The sequence below is a fragment of the Limnohabitans sp. 2KL-51 genome, from assembly GCF_003063645.1.
Taxonomy (GTDB): Bacteria; Pseudomonadota; Gammaproteobacteria; order Burkholderiales; family Burkholderiaceae_C; genus Limnohabitans_A.
This window is the reverse complement of the sequence record NZ_NESJ01000020.1, coordinates 1-21,396: the sequence shown is the minus strand read 5'-3', so window position 1 is coordinate 21,396 and position 21,396 is coordinate 1. Positions and strand designations below refer to the sequence as shown.

The 21,396-nt window shown below is 61.7% G+C and carries 20 protein-coding genes; 4 read left to right on the top strand and 16 right to left on the bottom strand.

What is annotated here, in order from left to right; translation table 11 throughout:
* Nucleotides 1-29 precede the first annotated feature (29 nt).
* The 8 genes from B9Z49_RS18000 to B9Z49_RS17965 all read right to left on the bottom strand — a co-directional run bounded on the left by B9Z49_RS18000 (nt 30) and on the right by B9Z49_RS17965 (nt 8,051).
* Nucleotides 30-1,181, bottom strand: coding sequence for an acyl-CoA dehydrogenase family protein (locus tag B9Z49_RS18000; RefSeq protein ID WP_108354820.1), 1,152 nt, complete (start codon nt 1,179-1,181; stop codon nt 30-32).
* A 7-nt stretch (nt 1,182-1,188) separates the two neighbouring features.
* Nucleotides 1,189-2,016 (bottom strand): SDR family NAD(P)-dependent oxidoreductase, encoded by an 828-nt coding sequence (locus tag B9Z49_RS17995; RefSeq protein ID WP_108354819.1) that lies wholly within the window; start codon nt 2,014-2,016, stop codon nt 1,189-1,191.
* A gap of 36 nt (nt 2,017-2,052) precedes the next feature.
* Nucleotides 2,053-2,472, bottom strand: a complete 420-nt coding sequence (locus B9Z49_RS17990) for a MaoC family dehydratase (RefSeq protein ID WP_108354818.1) — start codon at nt 2,470-2,472, stop codon at nt 2,053-2,055.
* Between the two features lie 9 nt (nt 2,473-2,481).
* Complete coding sequence (locus tag B9Z49_RS17985) at nt 2,482-2,925, bottom strand: MaoC family dehydratase N-terminal domain-containing protein (RefSeq protein ID WP_108354817.1); 444 nt, start codon at nt 2,923-2,925, stop codon at nt 2,482-2,484.
* A gap of 13 nt (nt 2,926-2,938) precedes the next feature.
* Nucleotides 2,939-4,132 (bottom strand): lipid-transfer protein, encoded by a 1,194-nt coding sequence (locus tag B9Z49_RS17980; protein ID WP_108354816.1) that lies wholly within the window; start codon nt 4,130-4,132, stop codon nt 2,939-2,941.
* A gap of 109 nt (nt 4,133-4,241) precedes the next feature.
* Entirely contained in the window at nt 4,242-5,309 is a 1,068-nt protein-coding gene (locus tag B9Z49_RS17975) for an AraC family transcriptional regulator (RefSeq protein WP_108354815.1), read from the bottom strand.
* A gap of 25 nt (nt 5,310-5,334) precedes the next feature.
* Nucleotides 5,335-6,519 (bottom strand): CaiB/BaiF CoA-transferase family protein, encoded by a 1,185-nt coding sequence (locus B9Z49_RS17970; protein WP_108354814.1) that lies wholly within the window; start codon nt 6,517-6,519, stop codon nt 5,335-5,337.
* Nucleotides 6,516-8,051, bottom strand: coding sequence for a class I adenylate-forming enzyme family protein (locus tag B9Z49_RS17965; RefSeq protein WP_108354870.1), 1,536 nt, complete (start codon nt 8,049-8,051; stop codon nt 6,516-6,518). The genes B9Z49_RS17970 and B9Z49_RS17965 overlap by 4 nt, the downstream gene beginning before the upstream one ends.
* Before the next feature lie 237 nt (nt 8,052-8,288).
* Here B9Z49_RS17965 and B9Z49_RS17960 point away from each other — a divergent pair, with 237 nt between their 5' ends.
* Both B9Z49_RS17960 and B9Z49_RS17955 read left to right on the top strand, forming a co-directional pair.
* The gene (locus B9Z49_RS17960) at nt 8,289-9,044 is read left to right on the top strand and encodes a hypothetical protein (RefSeq protein WP_108354813.1); all 756 of its coding nucleotides are present in this window, start codon (nt 8,289-8,291) and stop codon (nt 9,042-9,044) included.
* A 44-nt stretch (nt 9,045-9,088) separates the two neighbouring features.
* Nucleotides 9,089-9,322, top strand: a complete 234-nt coding sequence (locus B9Z49_RS17955; RefSeq protein ID WP_108354812.1) for a hypothetical protein — start codon at nt 9,089-9,091, stop codon at nt 9,320-9,322.
* An 8-nt stretch (nt 9,323-9,330) separates the two neighbouring features.
* Here B9Z49_RS17955 and B9Z49_RS17950 read toward each other — a convergent pair whose 3' ends face one another.
* Genes B9Z49_RS17950 through B9Z49_RS17940 form a run of 3 tightly spaced genes read right to left on the bottom strand, consistent with a single transcriptional unit; the run spans nt 9,331 to nt 13,241 of the window.
* Nucleotides 9,331-11,244, bottom strand: coding sequence for a TRAP transporter large permease subunit (locus tag B9Z49_RS17950; protein WP_233254700.1), 1,914 nt, complete (start codon nt 11,242-11,244; stop codon nt 9,331-9,333).
* On the bottom strand, nt 11,241-12,275 hold the full coding sequence (dctP, locus tag B9Z49_RS17945; protein WP_108354811.1) for a TRAP transporter substrate-binding protein DctP: 1,035 nt from the start codon (nt 12,273-12,275) through the stop codon (nt 11,241-11,243). The genes B9Z49_RS17950 and dctP overlap by 4 nt, the downstream gene beginning before the upstream one ends.
* A gap of 12 nt (nt 12,276-12,287) precedes the next feature.
* Entirely contained in the window at nt 12,288-13,241 is a 954-nt protein-coding gene (locus B9Z49_RS17940) for a TRAP transporter TatT component family protein (protein WP_233254699.1), read from the bottom strand.
* 192 nt (nt 13,242-13,433) lie between these two features.
* Between B9Z49_RS17940 and dapD the strand changes: the two genes are divergently transcribed.
* Complete coding sequence (gene dapD / locus B9Z49_RS17935) at nt 13,434-14,411, top strand: 2,3,4,5-tetrahydropyridine-2,6-dicarboxylate N-succinyltransferase (protein WP_108354810.1); 978 nt, start codon at nt 13,434-13,436, stop codon at nt 14,409-14,411.
* Between the two features lie 77 nt (nt 14,412-14,488).
* On the opposite strand, the gene B9Z49_RS17930 is transcribed toward dapD, so the two are convergent.
* From B9Z49_RS17930 to B9Z49_RS17915, 4 genes are all read right to left on the bottom strand, one after another.
* Nucleotides 14,489-14,887 carry a putative toxin-antitoxin system toxin component, PIN family gene (locus tag B9Z49_RS17930; RefSeq protein ID WP_108354809.1) on the bottom strand — a complete coding sequence of 133 codons (399 nt, stop codon included), beginning with the start codon at nt 14,885-14,887 and terminating at the stop codon, nt 14,489-14,491.
* Complete coding sequence (locus B9Z49_RS22070; RefSeq protein WP_199225102.1) at nt 14,884-15,111, bottom strand: hypothetical protein; 228 nt, start codon at nt 15,109-15,111, stop codon at nt 14,884-14,886. The genes B9Z49_RS17930 and B9Z49_RS22070 overlap by 4 nt, the downstream gene beginning before the upstream one ends.
* A gap of 219 nt (nt 15,112-15,330) precedes the next feature.
* Nucleotides 15,331-17,427 (bottom strand): acetoacetate--CoA ligase, encoded by a 2,097-nt coding sequence (locus B9Z49_RS17920; protein WP_108354867.1) that lies wholly within the window; start codon nt 17,425-17,427, stop codon nt 15,331-15,333.
* An 83-nt stretch (nt 17,428-17,510) separates the two neighbouring features.
* Entirely contained in the window at nt 17,511-18,077 is a 567-nt protein-coding gene (locus tag B9Z49_RS17915; protein WP_108354808.1) for a cob(I)yrinic acid a,c-diamide adenosyltransferase, read from the bottom strand.
* Nucleotides 18,078-18,276: 199 nt separating this feature from the next.
* On the opposite strand from B9Z49_RS17915, the gene B9Z49_RS17910 reads away from it, so the two are divergent.
* A complete protein-coding gene (locus tag B9Z49_RS17910) occupies nt 18,277-19,704 on the top strand; it encodes an FAD-binding oxidoreductase (RefSeq protein WP_108354807.1) in 1,428 nt (475 codons plus the stop codon).
* Nucleotides 19,705-19,736: 32 nt separating this feature from the next.
* Here the strand turns inward: B9Z49_RS17910 and B9Z49_RS17905 are convergent, their stop codons facing one another.
* Entirely contained in the window at nt 19,737-20,906 is a 1,170-nt protein-coding gene (locus B9Z49_RS17905; protein WP_108354806.1) for a benzoate/H(+) symporter BenE family transporter, read from the bottom strand.
* Nucleotides 20,907-21,396 lie beyond the last annotated feature (490 nt).

Sequence of the window (21,396 nt, the reverse complement as noted above, 5' to 3'; positions counted from 1 at the left end):
AGTTCGATGTGGGGGTCACAAAGGGCTCATCACAGACTGCGCGAGATCAGCTCTTTCATGACCTCGCTGGTGCCGCCATAGATGCGGGTCACACGCGAGTCGACAAAGGCGCGGGTGATGGGGTACTCCATCATGTAGCCGTAGCCCCCATACAGCTGAAGCAACTCGTCGAGCGCTTTGCCCAGCTCTTCGGTGGCAAAGAGTTTGGCCATGGCGCCTTCTTGCACGGTGAGCTTGCGGCGCAAATGCTCGCCCAAGTACTGGTCCACCATCATGCGCACGGCGGTGGTGCGCACCTTGATCTCGGCCAGCTTGAAGCGGGTATTCTGAAAATCAAACAGCGGTTTGCCAAAGACCACGCGCTCTTTGGTGTAGCGCACCGTTTCGTCAAACATCGCCTCCATCTTGGCGGCTGCGCCCAAGGCGATCACAAAGCGCTCTTGCGCAAGTTCTTGCATCAGGTAGGCAAAGCCCTTGTTTTCTTCGCCCAGGATATTGGTCACGGGCACCCGCACGTCTTCAAAAAAAAGCTCGGCGGTGTCGGCCGCTTCCTGGCCCATTTTGTCGAGCTTGCGGCCTTTGCGAAAACCGGCGCGATCGGCCTCGACCAGGACTAGCGACACGCCCTTGGCGCCCAGCTCAGGCTCGGTCTTGGCCACCACCACGACCAGGTCGCAGTTCAGGCCGTTCGAGATGAAGGTCTTGGCACCGTTGATGACGTACTCGTCACCCTCGCGTCGCGCGGTAGTGCGGATGGCTTTGAGGTCGCTGCCCGCGCCGGGCTCGCTCATGGCAATGGCGAGAATGACTTCGCCCGTGGCGCATCGGGGCAGCCACTGGGCTTTTTGTGCGGCCGTGCCCAAGCGCTCGATGTAAGGCGCCACCACGTCCGAGTGCAGGCCAAAGCCCAAACCGCTAACACCCGAGCGACCAATCTCTTCGACAATCACGGCGGCGTGGCCGAAGTCGCCACCGCTGCCGCCCCATTCGGGGGCCATGGTGGCGCAGAGCAGGCCTTCGCGCCCGGCCTTGAGCCAGGTTTCGCGGTCGACCTTGCCGTCCTTGTCCCATTGGGCCTGGCGGGGTTTGCATTCGCGCTCCAGAAAGCGGCGCACGGTGGTGCGCAGCATTTCATGGTCTTCACGAAAGACGCTGCGGGGAAAGGTGAGGATGCTGTCCATACGCGCCTTAAGGACGGCCGCCGCCGCAGACCAGCACCTGGCCGCTGACGTAGTTGGATTCGGGAATGCAGAACATGTAGACCGCGCCTGCGGCTTCTTCGGGTGTGCCACCACGGCCCAATGGAATGGTGGCTTCGGCGGCCTTGAGGCGGTCGGGCTGCACGCCCACTGCAATGGTGCGGCCCGCGATGTCCACACTCGCATCGCCCGAGGTCAGGGGTTGTGTCAGGCGCGTCATGATCAGGCCAAAGGCCACGCTGTTCACGTTGACCTTGTAGCGGCCCCACTCTTTGGCCATGGCTTTGGTCAAACCGTTGATGCCGGCCTTGGCCGCTGCGTAGTTGGCTTGGCCTGCGTTGCCGTACACGCCCGAGGTGGACGAGATGTTGACCACCTTGCGGTGCTTGGATATGCCCGCTTCGGCCTCTTTTTTGGCCGCTTCTCGGATGAACCCCGAGGCAGCGCGCAAGATGCGGAAGGGTGCCGTCATGTGCACGGCCAGCATGGCTTCCCACTGCTCGTCGCTCATCTTTTGCAGCACATTGTCCCAGGTGTAGCCAGCGTTGTTGACGATGATGTCGATGCCACCAAAAGCGTCGAGCGCGGTCTTGACAAAGCGCTCGCCAAAGTCGGTGTCGGTCACGCTGCCGATGCAGGCCACAGCATGGCCGCCACGGGCGATGATGTCGTCCACTGTGCTTTGCGCGGGCACGCTGTCCAGGTCATTGATGACGAGGCGGGCGCCTTCGCTGGCGAGCTTGAGCGCGATTTCACGGCCGATGCCGCGACCAGAGCCAGACACCAGGGCCACCTGGCCTTCGAGTTTGCGGGTCATGGGGAATCCTTTGAATGGTGATTTTTAAAAACGGGTTCAGACCTGTGCAATGACGGCGTCGCCGGTCAGCTTGACCTGGCCTTCGGCGTTGGTGGTGGTGAGCGACAGGCGCACGCGGCGCTCGCCACCCACTTCAAACTTTTCGGTCACTTGGCCGGTGCAGGTGATCTTTTCGTGCACCTGGGTCATAGCGGCAAAGCGCACGCTGTAGTCACGAATCGCGGTTTGTGGCACCCAGTTGGTGAGCAGGCGCGCCAGCCAGCCCATGGACAACATGCCGTGTGCGATCACGTCGGGCAAGCCCGCGATGGCAGCAAAGTCGGTGTCGACGTGGATTGGGTTGTGGTCGCCCGATGCGCCGCAGTACAGCGCCAGCGTGAGGCGCGAGACGGGTGGTAACTCCAGCGCAGGAATGGTGTCGCCCACTTGCAGGGCGTCAAAAGAGGGTAGTGTCATGGTGTTTCCTTATCCGTGGCGCAAAACAGTCACGGCGCGCAAGTCGGCCACATGCTCGCCACGCTGGTTGCTGACGCGGGTTTTGCGGACGACGAATTCGAGTGCGCCGCCCTTTTTGTCGTAGATGTCTTCGATGCGCTGCTCAAAACGCAGCACATCGCCCGCATAGGCCATGCGGTGAAATGTGAAGCCCTGCTCGCCATGCAGCAGCTTGCGGTAGTCCATGCCCAACAGGTTGCGGATCGCGGCCGGATCGGGCGACTCCATCTCGAGGCAAAACAAAAACGTGGGCGGCACGGGCAAAGCCGGGTGCCCAGCAGCGCGGGCGGCGGCTTCGTCGGTGTAGACCGGGTCGGTCTGGTCCGTGGCCTTGGCGAAAAAGCGCAAGCGGCCTTTCTCGACCAAGACCTCGAAGGCGGGCATGGTGTGGCCGATGAATTGGCGGTCAATCATGGTCTGGCCCCCTTCAGACTTTTTGGTACAGCGTGACCACGCAAGCACCGCCCAAGCCCAGGTTGTGCTGCAGCGCCAAGCGTGCGCCTTCGACCTGGCGCTGATCGGCCTGGCCGCGCAACTGCGAGACCAGCTCGTAGCACTGCGCCAGCCCGGTGGCCCCCAACGGGTGGCCCTTGGACAGCAGACCGCCCGAGGGGTTGGTGACGATTCGCCCGCCGTAAGTGTTGTCACCGTCGACGATGAACTTCTCGGCGGTGCCTTCGGGCGTGAGGCCCAAGCCTTCGTAGGTGATGAGTTCATTGGCCGTGAAGCAGTCGTGCAGCTCCACCACATCGAGGTCTTCGGGGCCGATGCCTGCGGCTTCGTACACCTGCTTGGCCGCGTTGGCGGTCATGTCATAGCCGACCACGCGGCGCATGTCGTCGCTGTCAAAGGTGCTGGGGGTGTCGGTGGTCATGGCCTGCGCGGCGATGACCACGCTGGCGTCCAGCTTGTGCTTTTTGGCAAAGTCAGCCGAGCAGACGATGGCCGCTGCCGCACCGCAGGTGGGCGGGCAGCACTGGTAGCGCGTGAGCGGACCAAACACGGTGGGCGAGGCCATCACCTCTTCGAGCGTCAGCGTCTGGCGGAACACGGCCAGCGGGTTGCGCGCCGCGTGCTGGCGTGCCTTGACCGAGATGCGGCCAAAGGTGTCGGCGCGGATGCCGTATTCCTTCATGTAGTCCATGCCCGCACCGCCAAAGAACTGCGCGGCACGGGGCGCGGCCGGGTCGTAGCCCTGGTGCGCGGTCATGGCCTCGGCAAAACGGGTCATGGGCGATGGGCGATCGTCATACGCGCCTTTGAGGGCGCCGGACACCATCTGCTCAAAGCCCAGGGCGATGGCGCATTCGACCATGCCGCTCTCGACCGCCTGACGCGCCAGGTAGAGCGCGCTCGACCCGGTGGAGCAGTTGTTGTTGAGGTTAAAGACCGGGATGCCCGTCAGGCCCACGCCGTAGATGGCGGCCTGCCCGGCGGTGGAATCGCCGTAGACGTAGCCCACATAAGCCTGCTGCACGGCGTCGTAAGGCACACCCGCATCGTCGAGCGCCAGCTTGGCCGCACGCGCACCCATGAGGTTGTAGGACTCGCTGGCCCCGGGTTTGGTGAAGGGAATCATGCCCACGCCGACGACGTGAACAGCGCGCTTGCTAACGGCCATGCTTGCTCCTTGAAAGGCTTCGAAACGGACAAAGTATCGAGCTAGAGCAGGGCTTTACCAATCGCCAATCAGGTCAAGATGATTGGCAGGAAGTGACATTTGCAGGCCATCAACCTGTCAACGCTTCGTCCGCAGCAGGTTCGTTGTGCGCCTGTCTGTAAGCGCCAGGGGTCAGGCCGGTCCAGGCCTTGAAGGCGCGGTGGAAGGTGCTGGCTTCGGAAAAGCCCACGCGGGCGGCCACTTCGAGCAGGGGCAAATCAGACTGGGTGAGAAACTCCACGGCCACGTCGCGGCGCAGGGCGTCTTTGATCATTTGGTAGCCCTGGCCTTCGCGCTGCAAGCGGCGGCGCAGGGTCTGGGGCGTGGTGGTCAGCATGTCGCTGACGACTTCGAGCGAGGGCATTTCTTCGGAAAGGTAGCGGCGCAGCATGCGGCGGATACGCTCGGTCAGGCTGGCCTGGTCGCGGTATTTGACCAGCAGGCAGGCCGGGGCCTGGTGCAAAAACGCTTCCACGCTTTCGGTGTTCTGCACCACGGGCAGGTCGAGCCATTTGGCGTCAAAGCGGTAACCCCATTCACCGTCCATCAGGCGAATGGGCGCCTGAAACAGTTTGGACGCGTCGCTGCGCCGGGCCACATCGCGGTCTTGGTAGACGACTTCATCCACCGGGATGCGCCTCGCCGCCAGCCAGCACATGACGCCGTAGCTGAGGAACATGAAGACCCGCACGGCGTAGGCCTGGCGATCATTCAGGGTGTGGCGCGGGCTCATGCGCAGATAAGCCACGCCGTCGCTGACCAGCAGGCGCGGCACAAAGTCGGGCAGCAGCGCGTGGTAGTAACGCAGCCCGGCGCGCACGGCGTCGCCCAGTTTGCGGTGGCCCACCAGCATGCGGCAGCCCATGGCAAATGAGCCTAGGGGCAAGGGGGTGGTGCTCAGACCCCAAAACTCGTCGCGGTGGTGGCGCACCAGCGCCGTCATCAGGCGGGCAAACTGGGTTTGGGTGACGCGCGCCAGCTTGGATTCGAGCAGCGCAGGCAAGATGCCCGCTCGGCGCAGCACGGCGGCGCGCTGGTCTTCGTCCTCGATGGCCATGAGCATCTGCACCACCTGGTAAGCCGCAATGGTGTGCTGAATGCTGTGTTGGGTGGGCGTGGCGTTGGGGGGGCGGTTCATGGCTCGGTCGGTCAGGACAGTGCCTCTATCCTACGACTTTGCGTTGGCACAAAACATCAACCTCAGCGTCATCGAGTCCCGCAGCGGTCAGCAGCTCGCGGGTGTGCTGGCCCTGCAGGGGCGCGGGGCGCTGCACTTCAAAGCGGTAGCCGCTCATCTGCACTGGCATGGCCAGTTGTGTCATGGTCTCGCCCTGCGCGGTCTGCACCTGCACCCACATGCCCCGGTCCTGAAAGTGGGGCAACTGTTGCGCCTCGTCGAGCTTGAGCACGGGGGTCACGCAGCAGTCGGCGCCTGCCAGCACTTGCGCCCAGTGGGCCAGCGGGTGGACTTGCACCGCATGGGCCACTTCGCGCCGCACCCAGTCGTTCAAGGCCTGCGTTTTGGGGATGTGGTGCTCGGCCAAATCGGGGCGGCCCAGCAGCGTGCAAAAGCTGTCCCAAAACTTGTGCTCGAAAGCGCCTACGGCCAGGTAGCGGCCGTCTTGTGTGGGGTACAGGCCATAGCAGGGCAGCGCCCCGGTCAGCTTGTCGCCTCCGGGCGCGGGGACGCGGCCCCGGCTGTGCAGGCCAGCGAGCGGGATCACCGCGTGGGCCAACACGCCGTCGGCAATGGCCACGTCCACATGCCGCCCCTGGCCCGTGCGCTGCGCGTCAAACAGCGCGGCCAGTATGCCCATGACGGCGGGCATGGTGCCGCCCAGCAAGTCGCCCATGGGCAAGTTGGACAGGGCCAGCTCGCCCGACGGCGTGCCCACCTGGTCGGCCACACCGGCATAGCCGCAGTAGTTCAGGTCGTGACCGGCCTTTTGGCTCAGCGGTCCGGTCTGGCCGTAGCCGCTGATGCTGCAGTACACCAGGCGCGGGTTGCGGCTGTGCACCACGTAGTAGCCCAAGCCCAGCCGGGTCATCACGCCCGGGCGAAAGCCTTCGACCAGCACGTCGGCGGTCTCGCACAGCTTGAGCAACAGCTGCACGCCTTCGGGGTGTTTGAGGTCCAGGCGCATGCCGCGTTTGTTGCGGTTGAGCATTTCGCGCACCGGGGGCGAGGCGTAGTCGCCCGCGCCCAGGTCTTCGATCTTGATGACATCGGCGCCCAGGTCAGCCAGGTGCAGGGTGCACATGGGGCCGGGCAGCAGGCGTGTGAGGTCGAGCACGCGCACGCCTTGCAGCGGCGGGCGGTTGGGCGAATGGGTGGCGGTGGAGGTCATGTGCGTGCTGCGGTCTTGCGCAGTTCGGTTTTTTGGACTTTGCCTGCGGCCGTGAGCAGCAGCTTGTCGCGAAATTCGTAGCTCTTGGGGCACTTGTAGCCGCTGATGAGCGTGTGGCAGTGCGCCGAGAGTTCTTCGCCGCTGGCCTGCGCGCCGGGTTTGAGCACGACGACGGCGTGTACGGCCTCGCCCCATTTTTCGTGGGGCACGCCAATAACGGCGCACATCGACACCGCCGGGTGGCTGGTGAGGGTGCTTTCCACTTCGGCCGGGTAGACGTTTTCGCCGCCGGTGATGACCATGTCTTTGATGCGGTCGATGACATACAAGTAGCCATGTGCGTCCATCACGCCACCGTCACCGGTGTGCAGCCAGCCGCCGGCCAAGGCCTTGCGGGTGTCTTCATCGCGGCCCCAGTAGCCTTGCATCACCGCCGGGCCGCGCACCAGGATCTCGCCGTGCGTGCCTGCGGGCAGCTCTTTGCCCTCGGCGTCGGCGATGCGGATCTCGGCCGACACCCCTGCCTGACCAGCCGAGCGGATGCGCTCGCTGTCCAGAAAGGCCGGGTCACGGGAAATGGGCAAGGTCGAGACGGCGGCCGAGGTTTCGGTCATGCCATACACATGGATGAAGTCCACCTCGGGAAAGGCCTGCAAGGCGCGCCGCAACAAGGGCAGCGTGATGGGTGCCGCGCCCCACAAAATGCGCTCCAGCTTGGGCAGGCCCTGCGGGTCAAAGCCGGGGGTGTCGAGCAGCATTTGCAGCATGCTGGGCACGATGACAAGATCGTTCACGCCTTCGCGGGCCATGATCTCGACCACAGGCTTGGGCTGAAATGACGGAACCGTCACGCAAGTGCCGCCCACGATGGTCTGGCCCAGCATGCGGCCCAGCCCCGCCACATGGAACATGGGCGAGGTGAGCAAGGTGACGTAATGCGGCGGGTTGGGCACCTCGGCCATGCGCCCCACCAATGAGGCCCAAAGGTTGCCGTGCGAGAGCATCACGCCTTTGGGGAATCCGGTCGTGCCGCCGGTGTAAACAATGGCGGCCAGGGTGTCGGGGGCGCTGCGCACATCTTCCATGGGCAATGCGGCAACAGCTTTTTCTTCCAAGGCCAGGTAACCATCAGGGGCCTGAGCTTCCCCGATGTAAATACGCTGCCGAAGGGCCGGGAGTGCATCGGTCATGGCTTGCGCCGTGGCCATCAGGCCATCGTCCACCGCCAGCGCGCTGGCACCGCAGTCGCCCAAGGCGTAGGCCACTTCGGCCGCTGTCCAACGTGTGTTGATCGGGTTGATCACCAGCCCGGCCCAAGCCCCGGCCAGCAGCAGCTCGATCATGCGGTCGCTGTTCAGCGCCAGCACGGACAGGCGCTCGCCGGGTTGCAGGCCCAGCGCACGCAAGGCCGACGCGGTGCGGGCCACCCGGTCCACCAATTGCCGATAGGTCTGGCGGCGGTTGCCTGTGACGGTGGCAATTTTGTCGGGGTGCCTTTGCATCGAGCGGTGCAAACCAGCGGTGAGGTACATGCTTGTGTCTCCATCGGCGCGGCCTGATTGCGGCCGTCGCCATGGGGTGATTGCACCGCGCAGGCGTGGCGGCCGCAATCGCTGCAAGGCTCAAAGGGATTGGCAGAAAGTGACAGGGCAACAGTCACAGGCATTGATGAAACAATTTTTTAGCCCGCAAAGCGGCCTTTCTTTACGTTCATCAAGGTGACATCTTCGGCGCTCAACATGCTGAGACATTGGCTTTCCTTTTCCCTCATGAGCACGGCATTGAACAAAGTACTGATTGTTGGGAGCGCACCCGATGCGGTGAAAACCGCCCATTGGGATACATCTTGTTTTACCCACACCGTGGTGATCAACAACGCCTGGAAAGCCTGCCCATCCTGGAATTGCTTGATTTACCCTGAAGACTTTCCTATCGACAGGCACCCCAGTGCAAAGGACATGAACGGCAAACGCATTGTCACGGCCGAAGATTTTGTACCGGTTCAAAATGAATTTGGCGGCTTTGTGTATGCGGGCGGAACCATGTCTTTCACCGCTGGCTATTGGGCTCTTGGCGCACTCAAACCCGATGTCATCGCCTACATCGGCTACGACATGGTCTACGAAGCCAAGCCCGGACAGTCGACCCACTTTTATGGCGCGGGCACAGCCGACCCCCTTAGGCCAGATGTCACCTTGCAAAGTCTTGAAGCCAAGTCTCTGCGTTTACAAGCGTTGGCCCGTCAAACCGGCTGTGCCGTGGTCAATCTATCGGAGCTTGAAAACTCGAGACTTTGCTTTCCGCGCTTGGCTTTTTCAGCCCTTGAAATCATGACCGAACTCCCGAGTTTTGAGGTTCAAGAGCCGTCGGCTGTTCAAACCGCCTTGCGCGCCGAAGCAGATTTGGGTTACTGGGTCGCGTCTGGGCGCTATTGGGAAGAACACGACAAGTTTGACCATCAGAAATTGCGTGACATTGATGCTCTGTGGCTGTCTACTGCATCTGTTGGGGCATCGCTTACTTGACCCAACCGACTTTCACATCTTCTTCAAAAAACCTCCGGGACACCATGACCCCAGCACTCAAATATGAAGCCGACTCCATCATGGCTTCCGATGGCCTTCGCTACACCTTCAAAGGCGGCGGCTCGCCTTTCAAGGATTCGGCCAACATGGGCACCATGAGTTGCTACCGGTGTGGGCTGCACAAGCCGCGCGCGCTGGGTTCGTTCACCCGCTTTTTGAACCAACGCACATTTGTGTGCCAAGCGTGCGCACCGCAGCCCAAAAAATCACCGGCTTGATTTAACCGTCACGCAGACGCGCCAAGCAGCCTTGGCAAACCCGTGGCAAGCCAGGGCACTGACGCGATGGCCAGTGTGCCCAAAAAGATCGCGAACAATGCGGGCAACACCGCCACGGCCACTTCACTCACTGGCTTTTTGAACATGGCCGATGAAAAATAAATGTTCATGCCTGCCGGTGGGCACAAAAAGCCCATCTCCATAGCGGCCAGAAAAATGATGCCAAAGTGAACCGGGTCAATGCCATAGCTCATCGCCACGGGCAACAGCAAGGGCACCAAGACCACGATGGCCGCATATATTTCCATGAGCGCACCGGCCAGCAGCAAAAACACCGTCAAAGCCAACAAGAACAAAAACTTGTCCGGAATGGCGCTTTGCACGGCTTCGATGGCGGCATCCGGGATGCCCGCGTCGATCAAGAAATTGGTCAGCGCCAGAGCCATGCCCAAAATCAACAACACACCGCCAATGATCTGGGCCGATTCGCTCAGGCATTTGAACAACAAGCGCCAACCCAATTCGCGGTGTCCCCACGCTTGGGTCAAGATGGCATAGAGCGCAGTGACGGCCGCGCTTTCGGTGGGCGTGGCCAAGCCACTGACCAAGGAACCAATGGCCACCACGGGGGCCAAAATTTCCCATTTGGCGGCCCAAACTGAAGGCCAAAGCAGGGGCCGCGCCGTCAGGGACAAGGGCGGATTTGGGGCCACGTCTGAAAGCGACTCCCCACGGGATCGGCGCAAATACCCGCCAAACACCAATAAAAAAGCGACCATGACCAACGCCGGCAACAGGCCCGCCAAAAACATGGTGTTGATGGGCACGCGGGCAATGATGGCGTACATGATGAGCGGCACCGACGGCGCCAACAGAACACCCAAAGCACTGGCACTGGTGACCAAACTGATGCCCCGATTTTCGGGGTAGCCCACCTTGAGCAACAAAGGCAACAACAAGCCGCCCAAAGCCAAAATGGTCACCCCGCTGCCACCCGTAAACGCGGTGAAACATGAGCACAACAATGCGGTCGCCAGCACCGTGCCTTTGGCGCCGTGCCCCAACAAAGCCACAAACAAAGTGCCCAATCGCTGGGCAGCCCCTGTGCGCGCAAACACCAAGCCCGCCAAAGTGAACAAGGGCAGCGCGGGCAAAGACGGGTTCACCGTGATTTGGTAGTGCGACAGGGACACCGACGCCAAAGGCATGCCGTCCTGCCAAAACAAAGCCAACGCCAAACCCCCCAGCACCGCAAAAATCGGCGCTCCGGCGAACAAGGCGACGCACAAAAGCATGAACGCGGGCCACGCAGAATAGGGCGTGCCGTCAAATTGCGCGACCAAAGCGGCTCCGCAGAGCGACAGCGCCAAACCGGTCAGCCACTGAACCTGCCATGCACGCGAAAAAATTGCACAGCGCGCACCCAGCTTGACCCCCATCAAAGCAAAGCCCAAAGGCATACTGGCCTGGACCCACCAAACCGGTATGCCGTAAGCCAGCACTTGGGCGGCCTCGCGCTCACTGTCCACCAAGCGCCAGCTGCTCATGGCCAACATGCCGCACACCAAGGCGGCCAAGCCATGGGCCAAGCGCTGCGGCCAGGGGTTGACCCCGCTGCTTGGCAGCTCGCCGTTTCGGCGCATGCCGCCGCCCATCGTGGTCAGGTGGCCATGCCGCTCGGCTGCCAATGCACCCCACATCGTCAGCACCAAACCCAAGTGCTGCACCAAGACAGAGGCGTTTTCAATGCCGCGGCCCATCCAAGGGCGCATGGCTATTTCAATGACAGGAATCAGCACCATCAGCGCCAGCGCTGCCGACGACAGCCATTCGTCGATCGCCCAAGCGCTTGGGCGTGGCGTTTCAGGCTGGGTCTCGGCTGGGGTCACAGTCTGGGTCTGGGTCTCGGAAGTGGGACTCACTTGGCTTGGCCTGCACGAAAGGTTTTCAGGTGGGCCATCACATCGTCAAAAGTTTCGTTGGGCACCATGGTGCCGCGAATGCGTGGGTAAAGCTTGTCGGCCAAATCGTTCCATTCTTTCATTTGCGCTGGATTGGGTTTGTTGACCGTGAGGCCTCGTTTTTTCATCGCGTCCACCGCTTCTTCGACCTCTTGCCGGGCTTTGGTCCGAATTTGCGCACCCGCTTTGTCGCTGGCCGCACGCACCGCGGTTTGGACTTCAGGCGACATGCCGTCCCATGCTTTGCGGGTCACGACCAAGGCCCCCACAATCGGGGCCCAGTTGATGTCCAGCATGTGGGGCGCGGTGTTGTAGACCTGGGTGGCCAAGGCAAAGTAGGGCGTGGAAGGCACCACATTGATCATGCCCGTCTGTATGGCGGGCAAGATGTCGGTGGTCTCCAACGGCACTGGCGTGTAACCCAAGCTTTTCATGATGTTTTGCTGATCAGGCTCCGAGCCCCAAGCAAAAAATTTCATGCGCTTGTAGTCATCGGGCCGCAGCGCGGCCTCTTTGGAAAAGAAACGCACCCAACCCGCATCGCCCCAGGCCAGCACCACAAAGCCTTTGTCCAGGAACTTCTTTTCCATGGCCGGGCGCATTTTCTCGCGCACGTAGTCGAGTTCTTCCCAGTTGCGAAACAGCAGTGGCATGGATTGCAGCGCCGCGATCGAGGGCTCGATTTCGCGCAAGCCCACCACCGACAACAACGCGCCTTGGAGTTGCCCGATGCGCATGCGCCGCGCCATTTCGGCCTCGCCCCCTTGGGAGCCATCGGGGTACACCAGATACTTTGCGCCCGCACCCTGCGCTGTTCGCCAGCTCTCGGCCACGTCCAGTAACTGGCGGTGATAAAGTGAATTTTTGGGCACCAAAGAACCGATGCGCAGTTGCTGGGCGTAGGCCTGCGTGGTGGACACCAACGACATGCCCAACACCACCAGCGCCGCACTCAGCCCTTTTGGCCACCACTTTGCAAACGTCAAAATCATTTTTTCGACCCATTAAAAAAGATCATCCGCGTTGTCGAGCAACCACTGCGCACGCTGGCGCATGATCTGGCTAGACAAGTCGGTGTGCTTGGCGCTCACAGTCAGCGCCTTTTGCAACAAAGCTTCAAAGGCTGGCCGATCGCCCGCCGCTTGGGCAATCGCCTCGGCTTTGGCGACAAAAGGCCCTGCGTTTTGACCCCCGCTGGCCGCAATGGATTGGTCAAAAAACGCTGCCGCCTTGGCGGCAGAGCCTCCGGGGCGTGCCGCCTCGATTTGGCCCATCAAACTCGCCAGAGCGCCTTCGCCGTGGTCTGGTGCGGTGCGCCACGCCAGTTCGGCCAAACGACCGACCAAGGGCAAATCGGCCACCGCATCGGGATCGTCTTTGGACAGCGAAATGTAAGCCCCCCAGGAAGCCGCGGCCCAGTAGGCCACGCCCACTTGATCGGGTCTCAGCACCGGCCAGCGCGAGGCTTGTGGCTGCGCCAGGGCTGCAGAAAATCCGGGGCTCGTCTGATTCAAGGCGGCCATGGCGTGGCGGTGTGCACGCCAATAAATGCGCTGCGCTCGCTGGTTGAGCTGGTGCGCGGCCTTGGCATCGGTGCTGACCAAGCGTTCGGCTTCGAAACCTACAAAAGCGTAGGCATATTGCGTGAAGCCCGAAGCCACCGACTCGGCCAAGGGCAAGTGACCCGGCGACTGTCGCAACAAGGATTCGGACAGTTTGAGATAAAAAGCGCTGGCCTCGCGGGCCAAGCCCATGTCCTCTTCGGCGGTTTGGCCTTGTGCCGTCAGCGCGTCGGCGGCACTGTTGACCAGCAATTGGCGCGGCATGCAAGCGCCGAGCAAGCTGGCCATCAAAAGCATGCCCAGCAGCGGCCAAAGTCCCCTGAAACTGTCAGGGAATCCTGTCGAGGTTTTGGCGGACAACATGGCAGCAGCGTTGGTGAAAAGTCGAGCAGGCATGGTTTTGGAAGCGTCTGCGTTGTGCGTGGTGGTGAATACCAGCACCAGCGCCGAAAATCGTGAAGGTTACAAAATTGTCCAGTCTATGTAAGACCCATGAATAATTTGTGACACGCCGCCTTCCGCGATAATCTGGCAACCCTTGACGCAACGGCCCACACACTTGGTGGGCCATTTTTTCGGAACCAAAACATGAGCACACTCCAAACCACCGGCGCACGCGCCACGGGCCTGGCCACCATCGCCGCTGACGGCACCGTGCTGGACACCTGGTTCCCGGCCCCCGAACTGGCTGCCGACGTGACCGCCAGCGGCAGCACCCGCCTGACTCAAGCCGAAGCCGTCGCCGCTTTGGGCGCAGACGTGGCGCAAGCCTTGGTCGCCTGCAGCGTGCGCAACGCCACCGTGGTGGCTGTGCGCACCGAGATCAAAAGCCTGGCCGACGCGCCCGCCGACACGCACGACGCTTACCTGCGCCTGCACCTGCTGAGCCACCGCCTGGTGTTGCCGCACGGCGCCAACGTAACCGGCATCTTTGGCCTGCTGCCCAACGTGGCCTGGACCAACTTTGGCCCCTGCGCGCTGGCCGATGTGCCCGCTGCCCGTCTGAAAGCCCGTGGCACCGGCCGCGTGCTCGAAATCAAAGGCCTGGACAAGTTCCCGCAAATGACCGATTACGTGATCCCGTCGGGCGTACGCATTGCCAACGCCGACCGCGTGCGCCTGGGCGCGCACCTGGCCAGCGGCACCACCGTCATGCACGAAGGTTTTTGCAACTTCAACGCCGGCACCCTGGGCGCCAGCATGGTCGAAGGCCGCATCAGCGCGGGTGTGGTGGTGGACGACGCCAGCGACATCGGCGGCAGCGCGTCCATCATGGGCACGCTGTCGGGTGGTGGCAAAGAAGTCATCAAGGTCGGCAAGCGTTGCCTGCTGGGCGCCAACGCCGGCATCGGCATCTCGCTGGGCGACGACTGCATTGTGGAAGCCGGTTGCTACATCACCGGCGGAAGCCGCGTGCAAATGCCCGATGGCTCGATCATGAAAGCCAAGGAGCTTTCCGGCAAAAACGGCATCCTGTTCCGCCGCGATTCGCAGTCGGGCGCCTTGCACGCCATTCCGCGCAACAAGAGCTGGGGCGAATTGAACGCTGAGTTGCACAAGAACTGATTTTTTTAGCTCCTCCTTAAAGAAAACGGCGTGCGCGCGAGAGCGGCACGCCGTTTTGCATTCAAGGCAACAAAGCGCTAACCGCTGACCCTGGCTGTAAACAGCAGCACCCATGCATCTCGGGGGCTCAGGATTTGCATGTCGCTTTCGCGGCCCCAAGTAAGCACGCGTTTATCACCCGTGACGAATACCCCGGCCCCTGCTAGGCTGGCTGCTCTGACCAACCGGACATCGTTGTCATCGGCAGGTTCGCCCACATCTGGCACGCACTTGGCCTCTGCCCAAATGTCATCAAACAACGCCCGAGATTGTGGCAATTGTGGAAATTTTCTCTCCAGCACCTCATGCGCTTCGACCTGCACCAGCTGGGTGGTCAACAGCCAGTCGCGCTGATGGCATTCGGTCAAGATCGCTTCGCACAGGCCCGCAAACACTGTGGCCGACAGCCAAACATTGGTGTCAAGAAAAACCTTCACGACTTATCCTGCAGGATGTCTTCCTCGGTTAGCCAACCTGCCTGGCGGGCTGCGCCGCCCAGTTCTGTGTGTGCTTTCTGCAAGGCCTGGCGGAGACGATAGCCACGTAAGGACTCTGCCAGCAAGTCACGCACGACCTCACTTTTGGTTTTACCGGTCTGCTCGCAGGCCAGCTGCAAATCGCGCTCTTCCCGATCGGTTAAGCGTACAGTCAATGAACTCATGTCGTTCCTTTCTGGGGACAAAGTTATCGCCCACCCTGTAAGACACTGTAATACAGCATTGCAAAAGATGCAATGGAGCCTGCTCGGGGCCTGGGGAAGATAGCGCTTTATGTGCTGGCGGGTTGGGCGATTCTGGTCCTGCAGATCCACCCGGTTTAAAAAGAGACGCAAAGCACCAAGAGCCCGGAGGGTTTTCTGCCCTCGGGTCGGGCGGGCAGATCAGGCCTTGGCTAAATGCGTTTTGGCCAGCTCCACATACCAATCCAAACAACCCGGGTTGGCCATAGCGTCCCGGTTGACGACCTTTTCCAGCGGCTGACCCAGCATGAGTTTCTTGATCGGCAGCTCCTGCTTCTTGCCCGACAGGGTGCGCGGGATCTCGGCGACCTGAAAAATTTCATTCGGAATGAAACGGGGACTGAGCGCCACCTTGATGGCGTTGTTGAGCTTGGCTTTGATCGCATCGTCAAACGCCGTTCCCGGGCGCAGCACCACAAACAGCGGCATGTAGCTTTCTTTGCCCAGGTATTCCAAATCCACCACCATCGAGTCGATGACTTCGGGCAGGGCTTCCACCGCGCTGTACAACTCGCTGGTGCCCATGCGCAGGCCGTAGCGGTTGATGGTGGCGTCGCTGCGGCCAAAGATCACGCAGCCTTCGCCCACGCCTTGGGTATCGCCAATGCGCAGCCAGTCGCCATGCCGCCAGACGCCGCCCATGCTGGCCGGGCCGTTGCCGCCGCCGGGTTGGCGGCCGTGGCCTGCGGGGTACATCTCAAAATAGCTGGCCAGGTAGCGGGCGTTGTCCTTGTCGTTCCAGAAGTACAGCGGCATGGACGGGATGGGCTGCGCGCAAATCAGCTCGCCGACCTCGCCCAAAACGGGCTCGCCCGCTTCGTTCCAGGCCTCGACCGCGCAACCCAGTTCGCGGCACTGCATCACGCCAGGTTCCTGCGGCAGCTCGCGGTGGCCGCCCAAAAAGGCCCCCGCAAAGTCGGTGCCGCCCGAAATGTTGCACCACCAAATGTCGGTGCCGATGGCCTGAAATTGCGCCGTGCCCCAGCTTTGGGTTTCGGGCGACAAGGGCGATCCGGTGGTGCCCAGGGCGCGCACCGCAGACAAATCGCCGCAACGCACGATGTCCACGCCCGCCTTTTGGCAGTTGGCAAAAAAGGCCGCACCCGCGCCGAAGAAGCTCACCTTCTCTTGCGCCGCCAAGCGCCACAAAATGCCCCAGTCCGGGTTGTCTTTGCTGCCGCCAGGGTTGCCGTCATAAATCACACAGGTCACGCCATTCAGCAAGCCCGCCACCTGTGCGTTCCACATGACCCAACCGGTAGAGCTGTACCAATGAAAACGCTCGCCCCAGCTGTTGGGGTGGTAGCTGCAGCCAATGTCGTTGTGCAAAATCTTGTTGGCCAGCGCCACGATCACGGTGCCGCCGTGGCCATGCACGATGGGTTTGGGCAGGCCGGTGGTGCCGCTCGAATAAACAATCCACAGCGGGTGATCGAACGGCAGCCACATTGGCTCAAAGGCCTGCACGGCGGCATCGTCTCGCGCGGTGATGGCCGACATTTGCACGCTGGCACCCACGTCGCATTGGGCTAGGTCGAGTGTGCCCAGGTTGTCGTGCACGATGACGTGTCGCACGCTGGGCAGCGCGTCGCGCAGCTCTTGCACCACGCCCATGCGGTCAAAGTCGCGCCCGCCGTAGCTCACGCCGTCCACCGCAATCAACACCTTGGGCTCGATCTGCTTGAAGCGGTCAAGCACGGCGTGGGTGCCCATGTCGGGCGCGCAAATGCTCCACACACCACCCACGCTGACAGTGGCCAAAAACGCCACCATGGCCTCGGGGATGTTGGGCAGATACGCCGCCACCCGGTCCCCCGGCTGCACGCCTTGGGCCTGCAGGTGCAAGGCCATGGCGGCCACCTGGCGGCGCAGCTCGGGCCAGGTCATTTCGCGGCGCAGGCCTTTTTCGTTGTGGCTGATGACCGCCAAAAAACCCGCCTCATGCGCAGGCTGTACATGCCGAAACACCTGGTGCGCGTAATTGGTCTGGGCCCCGGGGAACCACTTGGCCCCCGGCATGATGTTGCTCGTCAGCACCGCCGTGTGAGGCGTAGGGGACTGAAAATCAAAGTAATCCCAGATGCTTTGCCAAAAGGCGTCCAGCTCGGTCACCGACCAACGCCAGAGATCGTTGTAAGTGGCAAAACTCAACCCGCGCTCATCGCGGAGCCAGTTTTGGTACAGCCTGATCTGGGGCAGATAGGGGGCAGATGCGGAGGGTCGTGTCGCGGTGTTCATGCGTTGCAGCGTATCAGCGGCCATGCCCCGCTGTCACGCGCATCAACCCTGAAATGTGCACCTAGGTGACAGCCCCAGAACCTTCAGACTGCCGGGTCTTTTTGCATGCGTGCGCTTTTCCAATACACGTCGTCCCCGCCGTTCATGCGGTTGAGCACGCGGGCCAACACAAACATCAAATCGGACAAACGGTTGAGGTATTGGCGCGGCGTGTCGTTCAAGGCTTCTTCGTTGCCCAGGGCCACGCAAGCCCGCTCGGCGCGACGGGCCACAGTGCGGCACACATGGGCCTGCGATGCACCCCGTGTGCCGGCAGGCAAGATGAACTCTTCCAACTTGGGCAGCTGGGCGTTGTACTTTTCGAGGGCCTCGTCCAGAGCCGCGACGGCCTCATCTTTCAGCAACTCAAAGCCGGGAATGGACAACTCTCCCCCCAGGTTGAACAGCTGGTGCTGCACCTCGACCAGCACTTCGCGCACGTCAGCAGGCATGTCTTCGCACAGCAACACACCGATGTTGGAGTTCAGCTCGTCCACCTCGCCCATGGCGTGCACGCGCAAACTGTTTTTGGACACGCGCTGGTTGTTGCCCAGGCCGGTGGTGCCGTTGTCGCCGGTGCGGGTGGCGATTTGTGTGAGTCGGTTGCCCATGGTGTTGCTCTCTTATGGTGTTCGTTCAAGCGTGCAGGGTCGAAAAATCGCCCACAGGGGTGGGCTCCTACAAAGAGGGTTGATTGTCGGCCAACTGGCTGCAGCTTGTCTGGCAAAGGACAGCAAGGCCTCTGATTGCGGCGTAAACTGACGTTTCGCATGTCTGGCGGACTTGGCCCGCCACCACCGGAGACACCCTATGAATGCCCCTATTGCCGCCGCTAACCTGGCTCCCGAAGTTGCGCAACGCGCCGTGCCCGAAGTCTTTTTGGCGGCCCTGAAAGCCCGCTTTGGCAACAACTGCTCCACAGCCTTGGTGGTACGCGAGCAGCATGGTCGCGACGAATCGGCCTTCACACATGTGCCGCCACCGGCTGCGGTGGTGTTTGCCGAGAGCACACAAGATGTATCTGATGCCGTCAAACTGTGCGCCGAATACAAAGTGCCGGTCATCCCGTTTGGCGTGGGTTCGTCACTCGAAGGCCATTTGCTGGCGGTGCAAGGCGGCATCAGCATCGACCTGATGCGCATGAACAAAGTCCTGGCCATCAACGCCGAAGATCTGACGGTCACAGTGCAGCCGGGCGTGACGCGCAAGCAGCTCAACGAAGAGATCAAATCCACCGGCCTGTTCTTCCCGATCGACCCGGGCGCGGACGCCACGATTGGCGGTATGAGCGCCACCCGCGCCAGCGGCACCAACGCCGTGCGTTACGGCACCATGCGCGAAAACGTTTTGGCCATGGAAGTGGTCACCTCATCTGGCGAAGTCATCCGCACCGGCACCCGCGCCAAAAAATCGAGCGCCGGCTACGACCTGACCCGCCTGATGGTGGGCAGCGAAGGCACGCTGGGCGTGATCACCGAAGTGACCGTACGCCTGTACCCCTTGCCAGAAGCCATCTCGGCCGCGATTTGCTCCTTCCCCAGCATCGAAGCCGCGGTGCGCACCGTAATCCAAATTATTCAACTGGGCGTGCCGATTGCACGGGTGGAATTGCTGGACCACAACAGCGTGCGCATGGTCAATGCCTACGCCAAGCTGGGCTTGCGCGAAGAACCCATGTTGTTGATGGAGTTTCACGGCTCACCCGCAGGCGTGAAAGAGCAAGCCGAAACCGTGCAAGAAATTGCCAGCGAATTCGGTGGCAACGCGTTTGAATGGGCGACCACCCCTGAAGAACGCACCCGCCTGTGGACGGCTCGCCACAACGCCTACTTTGCAGCCGTGCAAAGCCGCCCCGGCTGTCGCGCCATCAGCACCGACACCTGCGTGCCCATCAGCCGCCTGGCCGATTGCCTGCTCGACTCGATCACCGAAACCGATGCCAGCGGCATCCCCTACTTCCTGGTCGGCCATGTGGGTGACGGCAATTTCCACTTTGGCTATTTGATCGACCCGAACAACCCGCAAGAGTGCGAAGCCGCCGAAGCGCTGAACCAGCAACTGGTCAACAGGGCGCTGCGCTTGGGTGGCACCTGCACCGGCGAGCACGGCATTGGCCTGCACAAGATGGACTTTTTGCGCACCGAAACCGGCGAAGGCGCAGTCGACATGATGCGCACCATCAAGCGGGCGCTGGACCCGCACAACATCATGAACCCGGGAAAGATTTTCTCGATGTGATGACTATGGGGGTTTGCGCAGACAAGGCTGCTTCAGGCTTTGCGCGCAGACAAGGCCCACAGCGCCACGATCCCTACCAGCAGGCCCCAAAAAGCAGCCCCCACCCCCGCAATGCTCAGGCCCGATAGGGTCACCAGAAAAGTCAGCAATGCCGCATCGCGGTGGCCCTCGTCTTTCATGGCTGTAGACAAACTCGACGCGATGGTGCTGACCAAGGCCAAACCGGCAACGGCCAACACCAGTGCCTTGGGGAAGGCGGCCAACAAACTGACAATGGAAGCACCGGCCAAGCCCAAAAGAATGTAAAAAATGCCGGCCGCAGCTGAGGCCGTGTACCGGCGGGCGGGATCGGCATGCGCTTCCCGGCCCATGCAAATGGCCGCTGTGATGGCAGCCAAATTGAGCGCATACCCACCAAAAGGAGCCAACAGCAAGGTCACGCATCCGGTGGCCCCGATCACGGGCGAAATCGGTGTGTTGTAACCCGCGCCGCGCTGCGCTGCCACGCCGGGCAAATTTTGCGATGCCATGGTCACGATGAAAAGCGGCAAGGCCACACTGACCATGGCGCCCCAACGCCACTCGGGAGACACCCATACCGGCGTGGCCCATGCCCAGGCTATCTGGGCCGCATTCAATTGGCCCTGCAAGGCCGCCACCGCCATGCCGACTGCCAGCACACAAGGCACCGCCCAACGGGGAAAGAACCGACGACCCAACAAGTACGCGCCCGCCATGCAGAGCACCAAGACCGGGGCCTGACCGACAGCCCCCACCGCATCCAAAGCAAAGCGGACCAAAACACCCGCCAGCAAGGCACTGGCCAAAGCCAGGGGAATGCGTGCCATCCACCGCTCAAACAGGCCGCTGTAGCCCACGCCCATGATGAGCAAAGCACTCACGATGAAGGCCCCCGTCGCCTCCGGCAGGGTCACGCCCTGCGTCACCGCCAACACCGCCGCACCGGGCGTTGACCAGGCCGTCAACACCGGTTGCCGGTACCAAAGGCTCAACACCAAGCTGGTGCCGCCCATGCCCAAACCCAGCGCCCACATCCAGGAAGCGGTTTGCGCTTCATTGGCACCCAAGGCCTGTGCAGCCGCAAAAACAATGACCGCCGAACTGGTGAACCCCACCAGAACAGCCACAAAGCCGGCAACGACCGTGGACAGTGACACATCACTCAGCCATTTTTTCAACATGGGTGTTTTCTCTCAGAAGCCTTGTATCTGGCACGCGGGTTTTTTGTCCTCGCACGCCTCACCGCCAGGCGCAGGTTTCTGCGGCTAAACGGGCATCAGGGAAGTATGGCACTGCGCGGTGCACCGTTAACTCGCACCCGCAAAGCAGCTACTGGAATCGACAGACCCTGAATGCCGATGTTTTTGATCCGGCCCCTTGAAGTTTTAAAAGCCCCTCATTTTGCGAGCCATGCGGTTATTTTTGTTGCTGTGGGAGCCCACCCCTGTGGGCGATGGTTTGCAGGGCGTGTGCCACGCCCATCGCCCACAGGGTGGGCTCCTGGTATGGATTGACCTGTCAATAGGTGTCGGTTGTTTTTAAGTTCTCTCTGTTTCTTTTGTCTTCTCGGTCAGTGACTGTGGATCAGGGACTACGAGGCTGATTGGGCGACGGTAGATCATTCTGGTATTCGTGGGTTGGTTACCACATGCCTTGTCTTCGGTCGCGCAG

Excerpts from the sequence above, each read along its gene's own strand:
- B9Z49_RS18000 (WP_108354820.1), bottom strand. The coding sequence starts at position 1,181 with ATGGACAGCATCCTCACCTTTCCCCGCAGCGTCTTTCGTGAAGACCAT.
- B9Z49_RS17995 (WP_108354819.1), bottom strand. The coding sequence starts at position 2,016 with ATGACCCGCAAACTCGAAGGCCAGGTGGCCCTGGTGTCTGGCTCTGGT.
- B9Z49_RS17990 (WP_108354818.1), bottom strand. The coding sequence starts at position 2,472 with ATGACACTACCCTCTTTTGACGCCCTGCAAGTGGGCGACACCATTCCT.
- B9Z49_RS17985 (WP_108354817.1), bottom strand. The coding sequence starts at position 2,925 with ATGATTGACCGCCAATTCATCGGCCACACCATGCCCGCCTTCGAGGTC.
- B9Z49_RS17980 (WP_108354816.1), bottom strand. The coding sequence starts at position 4,132 with ATGGCCGTTAGCAAGCGCGCTGTTCACGTCGTCGGCGTGGGCATGATT.
- B9Z49_RS17975 (WP_108354815.1), bottom strand. The coding sequence starts at position 5,309 with ATGAACCGCCCCCCCAACGCCACGCCCACCCAACACAGCATTCAGCAC.
- B9Z49_RS17970 (WP_108354814.1), bottom strand. The coding sequence starts at position 6,519 with ATGACCTCCACCGCCACCCATTCGCCCAACCGCCCGCCGCTGCAAGGC.
- B9Z49_RS17965 (WP_108354870.1), bottom strand. The coding sequence starts at position 8,051 with ATGTACCTCACCGCTGGTTTGCACCGCTCGATGCAAAGGCACCCCGAC.
- B9Z49_RS17960 (WP_108354813.1), top strand. The coding sequence starts at position 8,289 with ATGAGCACGGCATTGAACAAAGTACTGATTGTTGGGAGCGCACCCGAT.
- B9Z49_RS17955 (WP_108354812.1), top strand. The coding sequence starts at position 9,089 with ATGACCCCAGCACTCAAATATGAAGCCGACTCCATCATGGCTTCCGAT.
- dctP (WP_108354811.1), bottom strand. The coding sequence starts at position 12,275 with ATGATTTTGACGTTTGCAAAGTGGTGGCCAAAAGGGCTGAGTGCGGCG.
- B9Z49_RS17940 (WP_233254699.1), bottom strand. The coding sequence starts at position 13,241 with ATGCCTGCTCGACTTTTCACCAACGCTGCTGCCATGTTGTCCGCCAAA.
- dapD (WP_108354810.1), top strand. The coding sequence starts at position 13,434 with ATGAGCACACTCCAAACCACCGGCGCACGCGCCACGGGCCTGGCCACC.
- B9Z49_RS22070 (WP_199225102.1), bottom strand. The coding sequence starts at position 15,111 with ATGAGTTCATTGACTGTACGCTTAACCGATCGGGAAGAGCGCGATTTG.
- B9Z49_RS17920 (WP_108354867.1), bottom strand. The coding sequence starts at position 17,427 with ATGAACACCGCGACACGACCCTCCGCATCTGCCCCCTATCTGCCCCAG.
- B9Z49_RS17915 (WP_108354808.1), bottom strand. The coding sequence starts at position 18,077 with ATGGGCAACCGACTCACACAAATCGCCACCCGCACCGGCGACAACGGC.
- B9Z49_RS17910 (WP_108354807.1), top strand. The coding sequence starts at position 18,277 with ATGAATGCCCCTATTGCCGCCGCTAACCTGGCTCCCGAAGTTGCGCAA.
- B9Z49_RS17905 (WP_108354806.1), bottom strand. The coding sequence starts at position 20,906 with ATGTTGAAAAAATGGCTGAGTGATGTGTCACTGTCCACGGTCGTTGCC.